Raw genomic sequence first — 16,381 nt, forward strand, 5'->3', positions numbered from 1 at the left:
AAAATACTATTTTACTTTAATATAATGATACTTTTCTACAATGGCCTGTCCTTCATTGCTCAATGCAAAATCAATAAACTCTTTTACAAGTCCCTGTGGCTCATCCTTTGTCAGAAATAAAAATGGTCTTTGAAGTTTATACTTGCCGTTTTTTACATTATCCTCTGTAGCTTCCACTCCTTCTATTTTTACAGCCTTTACACTTGAATCTAACACACCCATTGAGATATATCCTATTGCATTAGGGTCTTGCGAAACAGATTGCTTTACTGCACCTGTTGATGGCTGAACAACTGCAGAATCAGAAATTGAGCTTTCTCCCATTACAAGTTCTTCAAAGGCACCTCGTGTTCCTGACCCCTCTTCTCGTGTTACAACAACAATCTGTGCATCCTTGCCACCAACATCTTTCCAATTTTTTATTTTGCCTGCATATATATCTCTTATTTGTTCAACTGATAGGTTGTCAATCGGATTTGAAGGGTGTACAACAACTGCAATTCCATCAATTGCTATCTTGTATTCATGAAGACCTTTTTCTTCTGGTTTTAACTCTCTCGAAGATGTTCCAATATCAGCAACACCGTCTCTGGCCGATTTTATCCCAACACCAGAACCTCCGCCTTGGACCTCAATTTTTGTCTCTGGGTGTTTTTCCATAAACGCCTTGGCCAAATCGTCTGCCAATGGCTGAACAGAGGTTGAACCCGCAACTGTAATCGAATTTTTGGATTTCTTAGCTTCATTTCCCACATTTTTGCATCCAAAAAGAAGTAAACTCAAAAGAGATAATACAACTACTAAAGCAAAAGATTTTTTGAACATTCTTCCACTCCCCATTTTAATTTTTTACATATTATTTTTACCCTTATGTTTCTGATATATTACGATTTTACACAACTAATGTTAAATCAAATTAAAATGAATGTTAAATCTATGTTAAATAATCTCAAAGTCGACTAATATCAACTACTGTCTCATTAGATTCTGTAATTATCTTTATCCTGTCAACCTGCTCACTGCTACATAACACTTTAATTTCAGCATGGGGAAAAAGTTGTTTAAACCTTGTAATATTGCTTTTTTTCTGTCCCACAAACTTTGAGTAGTTCTTAGGATGTATCATAAACAAAATTTTAGAAAACTTTTGGTTTTGTAATCTTTCTACAACCTTTCTGAATATTATCTCTGAGTCTACAAGCTCGCCAAACGAAGGATGAAAAGGTCCTGCCAAAACTTTTGCATTGTAATTTATCTCTTCTGTTGGCTGAAGCCCAATTCTAATAACATTTACGCCATTTTCTATAAATATGGATTTTATCTGGCTACATCTTACTACTGCCTCATATAAAGAAAGAGGCTCATACTCTCCTTTTTGGTACATCTTTGCAAGATAAGTACCCTCTATGACAAGAGTTGGATAAATCCTTGCAATGTCCGGTGAAAAACTGGTCAATATTTTTGCCGTTTCAATATCCTTCTCTGGTGTTGATTTTGGAAGCCCTACCATAACCTGAACCCCGAGTAAAAACCCAAACTTCTTTATCATTTCCATTGCATTTTTGCTATGCTGAGCGGTGTGTCCTCTTGCACACGCATTTAAAACATCGTCAAACATGCTTTGGATTCCAAGTTCTATTGTTTTCACATTGTAAAGTTTTAATAATCTTAATCTCTCCTCATCAATACAGTCCGGCCTTGTGGAAATCCGAATACTCTTTATTCTCTCGAAACTATTAGCAAGTTCAAGCAATTTCTTTTGAAAATCTATATCTATGGCAGTAAAATTTCCTCCATAATATGCAAGCTCAACATCCTCATCTGGATTAATTTTCAGTCCTTGTTCAATCTGCCTTTTTATCCTATCAAAGCTTACCTCTTCTTTTTCTCCAGATATTGTTTTTTGATTGCAAAATATACAGTTAAAAGGACAGGCATACTGGGGAATAAATATGGGTAAAATCCTATGTTTCACTCCTCTTGCTCCCCCATTTCAAGCAAGAATTTATATGCTGCATCCTGCTGAGCTTCTTTTTTTGAAGTTCCGTATCCTTCAGAGACCTTTTTTCCTTCAATGAAAAGCTCTGACTTGAAATATTTCTTTTCAATTATTTCACAATCTTTGTACACAATCTTTTTATTTCCTTCTCTTTGTACAATCTCTTGAAGCTTTGTCTTGTAATCGTAAAAAAGCTTGCCTGCTACAGCTTTTTGAATGTAAGGTTTAAGCAGGTTAACAATAATCTTCTCAACTATATCAAAGCCAGATTCAATAAAAATTGCTCCAAAAATAGCTTCAAGTACATCTGCTAAAATTGATTTATTCTCTTGAAATTTTTCCATTTTTTCTCGTTTTCCAAAGATTATATGATTTTTAAGATTCAGCTTTTCTGCAACCTTAGATAACGTCTGACTACACACAACTGCGGCTCTTATATTTGTAAGTTCACCTTCAGAAAGCTCAGGAAAGTGGACAAACAAATACTTGCTCACAGCAAGTTCTAAAGCTGCATCACCAAGAAATTCAAACCTTTCATAGCAGTTTTTGTTGCTGTGTGTTGCCGACTTGTGAGTAAGCGCAAGTCTCAACAAATCTTTATCCTTGAAGTTGTATCCTAAAGCCTTCTCTATTTCTTCCATTTTAGTATCTGTTTTCCCCTTTCGTCAAAACTCTTTATGTTAACAAATACAAAATGCCCCAATTTCTTTTCTAAAATTGGGGCATATTACTTTTCTATTCTTGGTATTTTTTTAAAACAAGAACTGCGTTGTGACCTCCAAAACCAAAAGAGTTTGTCATAGCATACTCTATAGGCCTTTCTTTACCCTGATTAACAGTATAATCCAAATCGCACTCTTCATCTTTGGTTGCATAATTAATTGTTGGTGGAACAAACTGGTTATATATTGCCAATGCAGTTATCAATGTTTCCACTGCACCTGCAGCGCCAAGCCAGTGACCTGTCATGGACTTTGTAGAGCTTATTGAAAGTTTATATGCATGTTCTCCGAACACCTTCTTAATTGCAAGGGTTTCAAATTTATCGTTGTAAGGTGTGGATGTGCCGTGAGCGTTTATATAATCTATTTTCTCAGGAGCAATTCCTGCATCTTTTATTGCCTTTTGCATTGCAAGCATAGGCCCTTCTCCTTCTGGATCAGGCGCTGTAATGTGATATGCATCATCTGATGCACCATATCCCACAACCTCTGCATATATTTTAGCTCCTCGCTTTTTGGCATGTTCAAGCTCTTCTAAGATGAGAATCGCTCCACCTTCGCCCATTACAAAACCGTCCCTGTCTTTATCAAACGGTCTGCAGGCTGAATTCGGGTCAGGGTTTGTTGACATTGCCTTCATAGCACAAAAACCTGCAAACGAAAGTGGCGTGATTGCTGCCTCAGACCCGCCAGTGACTATCACATCAGCGTCCTCTCGCTGAATCATTCTAAATGCTTCTCCAATTGCATGTGCAGATGAGGCACATGCTGTGACAATTGTCTCATTTACACCTTTGAACCCATACGTTATTGCAATGTGTCCTGCTGCAATATTTGCTATCATCATTGGAACAAAGAACGGACTTACCCTCGATGGCCCTTTTTCTCTCAAGATATTTGCCTGTTCTTCTAATGTCTCAATTCCCCCAATGCCACTTCCTATTACCACTCCAACTTTTGTCTTGTCAATGTTTTCTAAATCAAGTTTGCTATCTTCAAGTGCAAGTTTTGTTGCCGCTAAAGCAAAGTGTGTGAACCTATCCATTCTTCGCGATTCTTTTTTGTCTATGTAATTTGTAGGGTCAAAGTCTACTATCTCTGCCGCAACCTTTGTAGGAAAGTTTGAGATGTCAAATTTCTCTACAACCTTTATCCCATTCTTTCCGCTCTTGAGAGAATTCCAAAATGTATCTATATCAAATCCCAAAGAGGATATAACTCCCAGCCCAGTTATTACAACTCTTCTTTGCATTCAAGTTTACCTCCTAAACACTTAAAAGTTGAATACTTTACCCCTGCTTTTGTACTTTAAAAGCAGGGGCAAGTATTTCTTATTGATGCTCTTCAATATATTTTACCGCATCTGCAACTGTTCTAATCTTTTCTGCATCCTCATCCGGAATTTCAATGCCAAACTCTTCTTCAAGTTCCATGATAAGCTCAACAATGTCCAGTGAGTCTGCACCAAGGTCGTCCAAGAAAGAAGATTCAGGTGTTATCTTGTCTTCTTCAATGTCAAGTTTGTCTGCTATGATTTTTTTTACCTTTTCAAAAATTTCGCTATTCACAAAAAACACCTCCAAAAATTTTGTATTTTTAATAATCGCTCACTATAAGAATATTATTACATAATCATCCCACCGTCAACAACAATAACTTGCCCTGTAATATAGGACGAAAGATTAGATGCAAGGAAAAGTGCTACATTTGCTACCTCATCAGCCTCGCCAAATCTACCCAGTGGGATGGAAGAAAGCATGACCTCTTTCACCTTGTCACTTAAAACCTCTGTCATGTCAGTTTTAATAAAGCCTGGTGCTATTGCATTTACCCTGATATTTCGGGACGCAAGTTCTTTTGCAAGAGATTTTGTAAGACCTATTATTCCTGCTTTGGACGCTGCATAATTTGCCTGACCAATATTGCCCGCAATTCCTACAACAGAGGATATATTAATTATATTGCCAGATCGCTGTTTTACCATCATTTTGGCAGCTGCTCTTGCACACAAAAACGCTCCTTTTAGGTTTATTGCAATAACCTTATCAAAGTCTTCCTCATTCATTCTAAGAATTAGTCCATCTTTTGTAATTCCGGCATTGTTAACAAGTATATCAAGCCTTCCAAACTCCTTTTCCACCTGTGAGAACATCTGACTTACCTCATCTGCATTTGAAACATCACATTTTATTATCATTGCTTTTGTTCCTATTTTCTCTATCTCTTCTTTTAATTCTTCTGCTTGGGACTGACTCGACGAATAGTTAATAATTACATTCGCTCCGTTTTGAGCAAACTTTAAAGCAATTGCTCTTCCAATTCCACGTGATGCACCCGTGATGAGCGCCACTTTATCTTTCAAAAGTTCCATAATTCAAAATCCTCCTACAACAGAATCTTATGAACGCAAAGTTAAAGATTATTCATGTCTTCAACCTTGTTAATGTTTACAATTTTCACATCCTTTTTTATTTTCTTTACAAGACCGCTCAAAGTGGTTCCAGGTCCTATTTCTACAAACGTATCAAACCCATCTTCCAAAAGCCTGTTTACACATCCAAGAAAGTTTACAGTAGTATAAACCTGTTTTTCTAAAAGGTCTACTATATCCTCTTTTTTCATATAATCTGCTGTAACATTTGATACAACAGGGATTTGAGGTTCTTTTATATCAATTTCTAATAAGTGTTTTTTTAGTTTCTCTCCTGCGCCTTTTATAAGGCTGCAGTGAAATGGGGCAGACACGTTAAGTTCCACACATCTTTTTGCTCCCTTTTGCTTTGCAATCTCCATTGCAAAATACACAGCTTGTTTTTCTCCGGAAATCACTGTCTGTTCAGTAGAGTTGATGTTTGAAATTTCAACAACTCCCTTCTCTTTTGCTATTCTACAGACTTGTTTTATATCTTCTACTGACAAGCCTAAAATCGCTGCCATCGCTCCTACTCCTTCAGGCACTTCATTTTGCATATACTCTCCTCTTTTTGAGACAAGCCACACAGCAGTTTTAAAATCAATACAACCAGACACAACAAGCGCAGAGTACTCTCCTAAGCTCTGACCAAATACAGCTTTAGGTTCAAGTCTTTCTTTAACAGCTTCATATATTGCAACTGAGGTTGTAAGAATCGCAGGCTGAGTTATTCTTGTAAGTTTTAGCTCCTCTTCCGGACCATTGAAAACAATGTTTTTCAAATCGAAATCCAAAGCTTCATTTGCTAAATCAAAAATTCTTTTAGAAGCGTCAAAATTCTGGTAAAAATCATAACCCATGCCAACAAACTGCGCACCTTGACCAGGGAACATGACTGCCAATTTCCCCACTTTTTATACATCTCCTTCCTATATCCATTTAACAGCACAAGATGCCCATGTAAGGCCTCCACCAAACCCAACAAGAACAATCCTATCCCCTTTTTTTATCCTTCCTTCTTCTATTGCCTCATCAAGTGCAATTGGGATTGATGCAGCAGATGTGTTACCATACTTGTGCAGGTTAACAAACACCTTTTCCATCGGAATTTTGAGCCTCTTTGCAGCACTTTCAATTATTCTTATATTTGCTTGATGCGGGATAAAAACATCTATATCTGAAGAAGAAAGACCAACCTTTTCTAAAACTTTTTCAACTGCGTATGGCATTATTTTAACAGCAAATTTGTAAACCTCATTTCCATCCATATAGATTTTTCTGAAGTTTGGCATATCTTTAAATTGAGAATAGCTCAAGTCACTGAGCCCAAAAGCATGACAGTAAAGTAAAAGCCCGTTTTCACCATCACTTCCAAGCTCAAAGCCTAAAATACCTTCTTCGCTTGAAGCTGTCAAAATTGCAGCACCTGCTCCATCACCAAAAAGCACACAGGTTGACCTGTCAGACCAGTTGGTTATCTTAGAGAGTGCTTCTGCGCCTATCACAAGAGCAGTTTTGCAAAAGCCGTTTTGTATAAATTGAGTAGCAACTGCCATTCCATATATAAAACCTGAACATGCTGCGGATATGTCAAAGGCAAACGCATTTTTAAGCTTTAACTCCTTTTGAACAAGGCATGCTGTTGATGGAAAAAACATCTCGGGTGTTACTGTTGCAACAATCACAAGCTCAATCTCATCCGGTGAAATTCCTGACTTTTGCATGGCATTTCTTGCCGCCTGGACTGCTAAATCGGTGGTTGAGGTTCTGCCGTCAACTATTCTTCTTTCTTTTATACCTGTCCGCTGGGTTATCCATTCATCAGATGTTTCAACCATCTTTTCTAAATCATAGTTAGAAAGAATTTTCTCAGGCACAAATCTCCCTGTTGAAAGAATCTTGACGTTTTGTTTCATTTTTTAGACCTCGCTTTCGGCTGTGATTTCTTCTTTAAGTAATGCTAATATGTTATTCTCATAAAAAGACTTTGCTTGATGTATTCCGCTGAAAATTGCCTGGCTGTCTGATGAACCATGACATTTAACTATTATTCCATCTATTCCTAAAAGAGGAGCTCCTCCTACTTCCTTGTAATCGTATTTACCTTTTAACCTCTTGAGGTATGGTTTTAACAAAAGTCCTCCAATCTTTGCTCTAAAACTTGATTTTGCAATATCTTTCAGGATATCAAAAAACAAAAGTCCCATTCCCTCTGTGAGCTTCAAAACTATATTGCCAACAAATCCATCACATACAACTATATCAGGTGGTGAAAATGGCAAAATTCTTGCCTCAACATTTCCTACAAAGTTTATGTTTCTTGCACCTTTTAAAAGCTCATATGACTGTTTTGAAAGGTCATTACCTTTATTTTCTTCTGTGCCTATATTCAAAAGCCCAACTGTCGGGTTTTTCTTGCCAAGCACCTTGCTTACATACACTGTTGCCATCTGAGCAAACTGCAGGATATTTATTGGTCTGCAGTCTGTGTTAGACCCAACATCAATTAAAAGGTACTGCCCGTCTTTGTAAGGAAGCCGGGTTGTCAACGCAGGTCTGTCTATCCCTTTGATTCTTCCCACAATCAAAAGCCCACCTGCCATTAAAGCACCAGTACTTCCTGCTGATACAAAAGCGTCAATCTTGCCTTCTTTCAAGTACTGCAAACCCACTACAATAGAAGAACCTTTCTTTTGCCTTATTGCCTTTACTGGCTCATCTTCAAATTCTATTTTTTCCTTGCAATCTACTATTTCTACTTTATTTAGCTGTTTTATTTTTTGAGCACACTCTTTTTCAATAATGTCCCTATCTCCAAAAATTACTATTTCATCATCCTGGTTTTGATTTAAATAAAGTGCAACGCCCTCTATAACTGCATGTGGTGCGTTGTCACCGCCCATTGCATCAATACCAATCCTCATATTTTACTACACTCCCGTTTCCTATTGCGGTAAATTAGTCTCTTCATTTAAAGCAACAAGAATAAATTTGCCCCTGAAAACCTCTTCATTATTTCTCTTGATAAATACCCACACTATATATTTATTGTTCCTTTTCTTTTTCAGCTCAGCTCTTGCGACAAGCCTATCATTTGCAAAAACTGGTGTTTTATACTTTATATTTGCCACACCAATCAACGCTGCTTTTGCATCAATAACAGACATCGCAACCGACTCAGCAAAAGCATAGATGTACTGGCCCTTGACCATATTACTATTGGTAAATGTCATCCAAAGCTCCGGTTCAAACATTGCAATGGCAAAATTCTCAAGCTCTATGTCAATAATCTCGCCCACAACATCTCGCGGTGAGATTGTCTTGAGTTTAGATATGCTTTCTTTTGCCATCTCTTTTATTCTTTCTCTGACTTCTTTAATGTCCAGTATTGCTCTATCAAGCCTTATTGTCTGAACAGAACATCCAAATTCCTGCGCCAATTCTTCATCTGTTATAAAAGGATTCTCTTTAATTCTTTGAAGCAAAAGCCTGTGTCTTTCTCTCCTTGATAGCTTTGCCATAATTTTATCACCATGATTTAATATTTGATATTAATATCAGGTATTAAATTCTTATGCCAATATTATATATAAATATGACTTAATTTTCAATAACAAAAAAGCCACTTTCTGAAAGTGGCCAAAAAAATTTTTAAATCTTATCTAACTCATTCAGCTTTTCTTTATAATTCTTAGCATTTACAAGAGTAACAAGATAGTTATAAAAATCTTTGCCAATGTCTTCCCTTGAAAGAGCAATTTCGACTGTTGCCTGCAAAAATCCAAGTTTATTGCCAACATCATATCTTTTCCCTTCAAACTCATAAGCATACATAGCCTCTTTTTTTGATAACTCTCTTAAAGCATCAGTCAATTGAATCTCGCCACCAACGCCTTCTTTTGTATGTTGTAGAATATTTAATATCTCCGGAGTTATGATATATCTTCCAAGCACAGCAATATTCGAAGGTGCTTCTTCCTTTTTTGGCTTTTCGACAAGGTCTTTTACCTTGTAAATTCTCTCTTCTATCTGTTTTCCTGCAACAATTCCGTACTTGCTAACATCATCCTCTGGTACTTTTTGCACACCCAAGATGGTTGTCCTGTACTCTTCATACACCTCTATCAGCTGTTTTAAACATGGCTTTTCAGAAATGATGATGTCATCTCCAAGCAAAACTGCGAAAGGTTCATTGTCGATAAAAAGTCTTGCACAATACACTGCATCTCCAAGCCCTCTTGGCTCTTTTTGACGTATGTAATGAACATTGTAATCTGCTATCTTTCTTATCAATTGAAGATTGTCATAATCCTTTTTGTTTTCGAGCGCAACCTCAAGCTCAAAAGACTTGTCAAAATGGTCCTCAATTGCTCTTTTGCCACGCCCTGTGACAATCAAAATGCTCTCTATCCCCGATTCTAACGCCTCTTCAACTATGTATTGAATTGTTGGCTTGTCCACAATAGGAAGCATCTCTTTGGGCTGTGCTTTTGTTGCCGGCAAAAACCTTGTTCCAAGTCCTGCCGCAGGAATAATTGCTTTTTTGATAAGCCTTCTCACTTACATGTCACCTTCTTTTTATCAAAATTTTATCAAAATTTAATTCCATTATACAACAAATTCGCACAATTATATAGAGTCATTTAATTTTAGAATTTCTCAAAAGATAAAATTCTGAAACCGTAATTTCCTGATACTATAGAGAAAAACATATAACATTGAAAGGGCTGGCATTTACCTTCCAGCCAGCCCCTGATTTTTATATAAACTGGCAATGATTTTATTTGAGTTTGATTATAAAGCCCCATTTGGCATTTTGATAAACCAGTGCTGAACCTTCTGAAAAACGATAAATATGCTTAGCAGAAGGAGGATTAACAACATTAATATCATCGAATTGAGGTTTAATTACAAACTTGCCTGTCTTGTCTATAAAGCCCCATTTGCCGTTCTGCTTAACTGCCACTAATCCTTCTGAAAAAACCCACCAAATATCATCAAACTGAGGCTTAATTACAAACTTATCGGTCTTGTCTATAAAGCCCCATTTGTCATTTTGCTGAACTGCTGCTAATCCTTCTGAAAAAGGCCAAACATTATCAAACTGAGGTTTAACAACAATCTTGCCTGTTTTGTCTATATAGCCATATTTCCCATTCTGCCTAACTACCGCTAAACCTTCTGAAAAGTCCCCAGCATCATCGAATTGAGGTTTAATAACAAATTTGCCTGTCTTGTCTATATAGCCCCATTTACCATTCTGCTTAACTGCCGCTAAACCTTCAAAAAAATTCCCAGCATCATCGAATTGAGGTTTAATAACAAATTTACCTGTCTTGTCTATATAGCCCCATTTACCATTCTGTTCACAAAAAACTGCTGCTAATCCTTCTGAAAAATCCCCAACCCCATTGAATTGAGGTTTAATCACAAACTTTCCTGTTTTGTCTATATAGCCACATTTCCCATTCTGCACAACCCAGGCTAAACCTTCCGATAAATTTTAAATTTTATCAAATTGAGGTTTAATTAACAAAAACTTACCACCAGCTAATACTTCTGTTTGAACCTTTGATGTCGATTTTGCACTGCTTTGAGCCGCAAATACTAAATAAAAACTTGTAACTAAAATCATTACAACACAAAACAAGCTCAACAATCTTCTCTTCATAAATTTAACCTCCCTCACAATATGATTTTGTTTTTAGCCTGGTGCAAAATGTTCAACACTAAACCTAAACAACTTTCTTTCCTAGATCTATTCTCCCACCTAAAGGCTTCGGCTCTCTACAAGCCTGAAAGCCTTTTGGGCTTGTTCAATAAATTCATCGACTTATCAAACTACATACCTTCTTCTTTCTACAATGCTTACTATAAACACTTTGGCAAGCATAGATGCTTCTCATTAGAATCTATGCTCCTGTGCTTCTTTGTCCAAAAATTACTCAAACTCAATACCCTTACTCAGCTTCGGGCTGTTCTTCTTAACTCCTATGAACTTCGTTCTTTCTGTAACCTAAATGGCAATGTTCCTTCTATTTCTACTTTCTCACGTTTCAGAAAAGTCTTTAACAGCGAAATACTTAAACTTTTCCAAAATATCTCTATCCATGCACACAATATCTCTATCCAACAATGCCCTGAACTTGCTTCAATCTTAATCTTCGATACAACCGGTATTGTCCCAAAGGTTCGTGAAAACAACCCTAAATTCATTCAATCACTCTTGAAAAATACCTCAAAAGCTAACCCCGATCTGTCCTCTGACAAAATCTATTCTCTCGTTTATTCCTCTTTGCCTAAAACTGCTAATGCTAATTCTAATATCCGCCTTATGTTCGTAAATGGCCATTTTTGCTGGACTTTAAAATTTGCTGTCATTACAAATGCTCTTGGTATACCCTTAGCTTTATTACCTCTGTTTGACTCTGATTCTACTTCTTCTGACCCTATAGAGCATAAAAGTATCTGCGACTCTAAAGCTTTAATTCCTTCACTCGAAATTTTATTCTCTTATATCCCCAAAAATTTCTCCACTTTCATTGCTGACAGCGCCTTGGATTCATATAACATCTACTCCACTTTAAAAAACACCTTCAACTTCTCCAAAATCGTTATTCCTCTAAATACAAGAGCCTCTAAAAATACTACACCTACTTCAGACCCCAACATCGTTATTTCTGAAGATGGTGTCCCTATCTGCAAAAAGGTCGATAAACCTTTTAAACCTGAAGGCAAATGTCAGGGTAAAAATCGTTCTGTGCGTTTTAAATGGACTTGCCCTATGTCTTCTTATAAAGATGGCAAACGTACCTGCTCTTGCCCTCAGCCTTGTACTACCTCCAAATCAGGTAGAATGTTCTACACTTACCCTGACGATTTTCGGTCTTTCCCAGGTTTGAGCAGAAATTCTCAAGAGTTTTTAGACCTCTACCACAAACGTGTCGCTGTGGAGCAGACTATTTACCATCTAAAATCCTACATGGGTTCTGATACCATCTGCACTTATGACCATATTTCTATTTTCTCTGATTTCTTGCTCTCTGCCATTACTTTTTCGCTCTTATTTATTCTCGCTCACAATATTAAGCTTTATTGTTCTAAATTGACTATTAAAAAACTGAACAAACTTAAAAAACTTATCGCTTAAACTCACAATTTTTATTGAATTATTAACTTTTAAAAAATTTATGATTTTGTTTTTCTTAACCTTCTAAACTTAGAGTTTAGAAGGTTTAGGATACTATTGTCTTTTTTGAGCTTGTAAATTTTTAGCATACAATTATTATTGAATATTTTGATTATATTGATAATATTTAGTTGCAATTCTACTCTTCTTTTTACATCTCGATTGTATTTCCTGTTTATACTGGCATCTCTTACCTTCAATCACCACCTATTTTGCAAACAGCTAAAAAACTTTATCCTTTATGAGTAAAATTTTATTATAGATACCATACAGCGTCAAATTATTAACTATTTGTTTGTTATTTATTAATGAATTAGGTTGTAAATATACTTAACCACGTACTCTTTGGTTATGTTTAACGCTTTTCCTATTTATATTCTTTTCTGTGGTAAATATTTTAAACACAAAGAAGTGCAGGATAAAATTCATTTGCTTTGAAGCTCGCTTGCCAAGAGAGTCTTAAAATAAATAATGCTATGATAATTTTCAAAACAATCTCTGAGACATTTTAAATCAAGCATTCCCTCATATATTTGTTTTTCTTATGTGTCTTTGTAGGATAGAAGACACAATTAATGGATTCCTTTCTTTACTTCCCTATATTTAATTTTTAATTATTACTCTTCAGCTCATAGTGTAATAGAATCATAATTAAGTTAACCATTATTAATTTGGCTTCTATTTAAGCTTAATTATAAAACCATATTTGTCATCTTGCCCAATAATTGCTGAACCCTCCCTAAAATCCTTAACATAATAAAATTGAGGTTCAATAATAATTTTACCTGTCTTATCTACAAAACCATATTTTCCACCCTGCTCAACTACTGCTAAACCTTCTGAAAACCAATAGGCATTATCGAATTGAGGTTTAATAACAAACCTGCCTGTTTTATCTATATAACCCCATTTCCCATTCTGCTTAACCGGTGCTAAACCTTCTGAAAAAGTCCCAGCTTCATTGAATTGAGGTTTAATAATAAATTTGCCTGTTTTATCTATATAACCCATTTTCCCATTTTTCTTAACTACTGCTAAACCTTCATTAAAATCTCCAGCTTCATCGAATTGAGGTTTAATAACAATCTTGCCTGTTTTATTTATATATCCCCATTTTCCATTCTGCTTAACCGGTGCTAAACCTTCTGAGAACCAAAAATAAACATCATCAAATTGAGGTTTAATAACAAACTTACCTGTCTTATCTATAAAGCCACATTTACCATCCTGCAAAACTAATGCTATACTACCCAAAAACCCAGAAGCAACATTAAATTGAGGTTTAATAACATATCTACCTGTCTTGTCTATATAACCACATTTGCCATTCTGCTTAACTATTGCTAAACCTTCACTGAAATTTCCAACATCATCAAATTGAGGTTTAATAACAAACCTGCCTGTCTTGTTTATATAACCACATTTCCCACTCTGCTTAACTGCTGCTAATCCTTCACTAAAATCCCCAACCAAATCGAATTGAGGTTTAATAACAATCTTACCCGCCTTATCTATAAAACCATATTTCCCATTCTGCTTAACTGCTGCTAATCCTTCCTTAAAACCCTTAACCTCATCAAATTGAGGACTAACTATGAACTTACCTGTCTTATCTATAAAACCCCATCTGTCATTAAGATAAACTGCCGCTAAACCTTCTGAAAAAGGCCCAACCCAATCGAATTGAGGTTTAATTAACAAAAACTTACCACCAGCTAATACTTCTGTTTGAACCTTTGATGTCGATTTTGCACTGCTTTGAGCCGCAAATACTAAATAAAAACTTGTAACTAAAATCATTACAACACAAAACAAGCTCAACAATCTTCTCTTCATAAATTTAACCTCCCTCACAATATGATTTTGTTTTTAGCCTTTTGCAGAAACGCTCAATATGAGCGTTATCAAGCTTTAGGAAGATTCAAAAAAGTCTGGTCACCCTCCTCATAGTTCTAGTAAAATATGATTATATAAAACAAATTTTCTACTATGAGGAGGGTGCAAAATGTTCAACACTAAACCTAAACAACTTTCTTTCCTAGATCTATTCTCCCACCTAAAGGCTTCGGCTCTCTACAAGCCTGAAAGCCTTTTGGGCTTGTTCAATAAATTCATCGACCTGTCTCAATTCATCCCTGACTCATTCTACAAAGCCTACTACAAATATTTCGGCAAACACAGAAGTTTCTCTTTAGAATCCATGCTCTGCGCTTTCTTCATCCAAAAAATCCTCAAACTTAATACTATCACCCAGCTCCGTGCTGTTCTATTTAAATCTTATGAACTTCGTACATTCTGCAACTTTGAAAATGTGCCCTCTATTTCTACCTTCTCAAGGTTTAGAAAACTCTTTGCACTTGAAATCGAAAAATTGTTCAATAACATCGCTCTTTTCGCTCATAACATAGCTTTTGAGCATTGCCCAGATTTAGCTTCTACTCTAATATTCGATACTACAGGCCTTGAACCTAAAGTCCGGGAAAATAACCCTAAATTCTTTCAATCTCTACTGCGTAAAACTTCTAAGGCTAACCCTGACCTCGAAACTAACCAGGTGTACTCTCTTGTTTATTCTTCTTTGTCCAAAACATCCGCCGCTAATTCTAATATCCGCCTTATGTTCATAAACGGTCATTTTTGTTATGCACTCAAATTCGCTGTCATTACAAATGCTCTCGGTCTTCCTCTGGCTATCCATCCTCTGTTCAATATAGATTCATCAAACTCTGACCCTATTGAAGATAAAGCTGTCTCTGATTCAAAAGCTTTGCTACCTTGCCTTGAAAAACTTTTTTCATACATCCCTAATAACTTCTCTACTTTTAGCGCTGATAGTGCCTTGGATTCTGCTAACATTTATTCCACTTTAAAAAACTCTTTCAATTTCTCTAAAATCGTTATCCCTCTAAACAAAAGAGCTAACAAAAACTCTACTACCTCTGACCCCAATATCATTATCTCAGAAGATGGTATCCCCATATGTCAAAAATTCAATCTGCCTTTTAAACCAGAAGGCATTTGCCAGGGTAAAAATCGTTCAGAGCGTTTTAAATGGGTCTGCCCTTTGTCTTCATACAAAGATGGCAAACGTGTCTGCTCTTGCCCTCAGCCCTGTACTTCCTCTAAATCAGGCAGAATGTTTTATACATACCCTGATAACCTTCGTTCTTTCCCTGGCATCAACAGAAACTCTCAAAAATTCTTAAACCTCTACAAAAAACGTGTCGTCATTGAACAAACCATCGCTCACCTTAAATCCTACATGGGCTCTGACATCCTGCCAACACGCGACCATATTTCTCTGTTTTCTGATTTCCTTTTGTCTGCTGTGTCTTTCCTCTTGCTATTTATTCTCGCTCATAATATTAAGCTTCATTGCTCTAAGCTTACTATTAAAAAACTTAATAAACTCAAAAAACTTATTGCTTAAAACTTTAAGTTTTTTCTTGGTTAAATCTTTCAACCCTTTACTCAATATCATAGTTACCTGTCTTAAACCCTCTAAAGAAGCTTTTTTAGAGGGTATGGGATAGTATTGTCTTTTTAAACGCTGTTAATAATTTCCATCAATTTGATTTAGCTATTGCTGTTTGTATTGGTATTAATTGTATTAGCTTTTCCTTTGCCTTCCTACTCCTTATTTGTACATAATTTCTGTTTTCCCACCTATTACCTGCAAACATCACCCTTTTTGCAAACGGCTAAATATGATTTTGTTTTTTATAAAAACGTTCTATATGAGCGTTATAAAGCATCTAAAAATACTTAATGTCGAGTCATATTCACAGCTGAAAAAATAATAAAATAAAAGCGGCTGTGACATGTATCAGCTAAAAATTAATAAATACTTACCAAATTCAAGTAAAGTTGTACTTGTCGCTTGGAATGTTGGCATATTGTAGTGCAAGAACAAAATAATTCTCATAATAAATCTTATATGCAGTTAAAATACCTATCAACAACAAAGCCTCTCTTTATAACATTTGTAATAACCACCACTTTGTTTCTGGGTTCTTCGGAAAACCTTGCTATATCCTCAAAAAATCCAAACTAAACGT

Annotated in this window: 16 protein-coding genes; 2 read left to right on the forward strand and 14 right to left on the reverse strand. The window is 36.0% G+C overall.

What is annotated here, in order from left to right; all coding sequences use genetic code 11:
- Nucleotides 1-6: 6 nt before the first annotated feature.
- The 13 genes from OTK01_RS07865 to OTK01_RS07925 form a co-directional block, all read right to left on the reverse strand.
- Entirely contained in the window at nucleotides 7-825 is an 819-nt protein-coding gene (locus OTK01_RS07865; protein ID WP_029229223.1) for a phosphate ABC transporter substrate-binding protein, read from the reverse strand.
- Nucleotides 826-949: 124 nt separating this feature from the next.
- A complete protein-coding gene (locus tag OTK01_RS07870) occupies nucleotides 950-1,975 on the reverse strand; it encodes an elongator complex protein 3 (protein ID WP_013432454.1) in 1,026 nt (341 codons plus the stop codon).
- Entirely contained in the window at nucleotides 1,972-2,640 is a 669-nt protein-coding gene (gene rnc, locus OTK01_RS07875; protein ID WP_029229224.1) for a ribonuclease III, read from the reverse strand. Before rnc ends, OTK01_RS07870 begins: the two co-directional genes overlap by 4 nt.
- Before the next feature lie 94 nt (nucleotides 2,641-2,734).
- Nucleotides 2,735-3,973 (reverse strand): beta-ketoacyl-ACP synthase II, encoded by a 1,239-nt coding sequence (gene fabF, locus OTK01_RS07880; RefSeq protein WP_029229225.1) that lies wholly within the window; start codon nucleotides 3,971-3,973, stop codon nucleotides 2,735-2,737.
- Between the two features lie 79 nt (nucleotides 3,974-4,052).
- Nucleotides 4,053-4,289 (reverse strand): acyl carrier protein, encoded by a 237-nt coding sequence (locus tag OTK01_RS07885; RefSeq protein ID WP_013290663.1) that lies wholly within the window; start codon nucleotides 4,287-4,289, stop codon nucleotides 4,053-4,055.
- Between the two features lie 56 nt (nucleotides 4,290-4,345).
- The gene (gene fabG / locus OTK01_RS07890) at nucleotides 4,346-5,092 is read right to left on the reverse strand and encodes a 3-oxoacyl-[acyl-carrier-protein] reductase (protein WP_029229226.1); all 747 of its coding nucleotides are present in this window, start codon (nucleotides 5,090-5,092) and stop codon (nucleotides 4,346-4,348) included.
- A 41-nt stretch (nucleotides 5,093-5,133) separates the two neighbouring features.
- Nucleotides 5,134-6,045 (reverse strand): ACP S-malonyltransferase, encoded by a 912-nt coding sequence (gene fabD, locus OTK01_RS07895; RefSeq protein ID WP_029229227.1) that lies wholly within the window; start codon nucleotides 6,043-6,045, stop codon nucleotides 5,134-5,136.
- 18 nt (nucleotides 6,046-6,063) lie between these two features.
- On the reverse strand, nucleotides 6,064-7,050 hold the full coding sequence (locus tag OTK01_RS07900) for a beta-ketoacyl-ACP synthase III (protein WP_029229228.1): 987 nt from the start codon (nucleotides 7,048-7,050) through the stop codon (nucleotides 6,064-6,066).
- Between the two features lie 3 nt (nucleotides 7,051-7,053).
- Nucleotides 7,054-8,058: a phosphate acyltransferase PlsX gene (gene plsX, locus OTK01_RS07905; RefSeq protein ID WP_029229229.1), complete on the reverse strand. Its 1,005-nt coding sequence runs from the start codon at nucleotides 8,056-8,058 to the stop codon at nucleotides 7,054-7,056.
- Nucleotides 8,059-8,079: 21 nt separating this feature from the next.
- Complete coding sequence (fapR, locus tag OTK01_RS07910) at nucleotides 8,080-8,658, reverse strand: transcription factor FapR (RefSeq protein WP_167321291.1); 579 nt, start codon at nucleotides 8,656-8,658, stop codon at nucleotides 8,080-8,082.
- Nucleotides 8,659-8,785: 127 nt separating this feature from the next.
- Nucleotides 8,786-9,694 (reverse strand): UTP--glucose-1-phosphate uridylyltransferase GalU, encoded by a 909-nt coding sequence (galU, locus tag OTK01_RS07915; RefSeq protein ID WP_029229231.1) that lies wholly within the window; start codon nucleotides 9,692-9,694, stop codon nucleotides 8,786-8,788.
- 220 nt (nucleotides 9,695-9,914) lie between these two features.
- Entirely contained in the window at nucleotides 9,915-10,610 is a 696-nt protein-coding gene (locus tag OTK01_RS07920) for a WG repeat-containing protein (protein WP_051129967.1), read from the reverse strand.
- Between the two features lie 27 nt (nucleotides 10,611-10,637).
- On the reverse strand, nucleotides 10,638-10,805 hold the full coding sequence (locus OTK01_RS07925; protein ID WP_208595887.1) for a hypothetical protein: 168 nt from the start codon (nucleotides 10,803-10,805) through the stop codon (nucleotides 10,638-10,640).
- 48 nt (nucleotides 10,806-10,853) lie between these two features.
- On the opposite strand from OTK01_RS07925, the gene OTK01_RS07930 reads away from it, so the two are divergent.
- Nucleotides 10,854-12,284, forward strand: coding sequence for a transposase (locus tag OTK01_RS07930; protein ID WP_269011803.1), 1,431 nt, complete (start codon nucleotides 10,854-10,856; stop codon nucleotides 12,282-12,284).
- Between the two features lie 717 nt (nucleotides 12,285-13,001).
- Here OTK01_RS07930 and OTK01_RS07935 read toward each other — a convergent pair.
- Nucleotides 13,002-14,138, reverse strand: coding sequence for a WG repeat-containing protein (locus OTK01_RS07935; protein WP_269011512.1), 1,137 nt, complete (start codon nucleotides 14,136-14,138; stop codon nucleotides 13,002-13,004).
- Between the two features lie 190 nt (nucleotides 14,139-14,328).
- On the opposite strand from OTK01_RS07935, the gene OTK01_RS07940 reads away from it, so the two are divergent.
- The gene (locus OTK01_RS07940) at nucleotides 14,329-15,753 is read left to right on the forward strand and encodes a transposase (protein WP_269011513.1); all 1,425 of its coding nucleotides are present in this window, start codon (nucleotides 14,329-14,331) and stop codon (nucleotides 15,751-15,753) included.
- The last annotated feature ends 628 nt before the right edge of the window (nucleotides 15,754-16,381 follow it).

It is taken from the genome of Caldicellulosiruptor acetigenus (assembly GCF_026914305.1).
GTDB lineage: Bacteria > Bacillota > Thermoanaerobacteria > Caldicellulosiruptorales > Caldicellulosiruptoraceae > Caldicellulosiruptor > Caldicellulosiruptor acetigenus.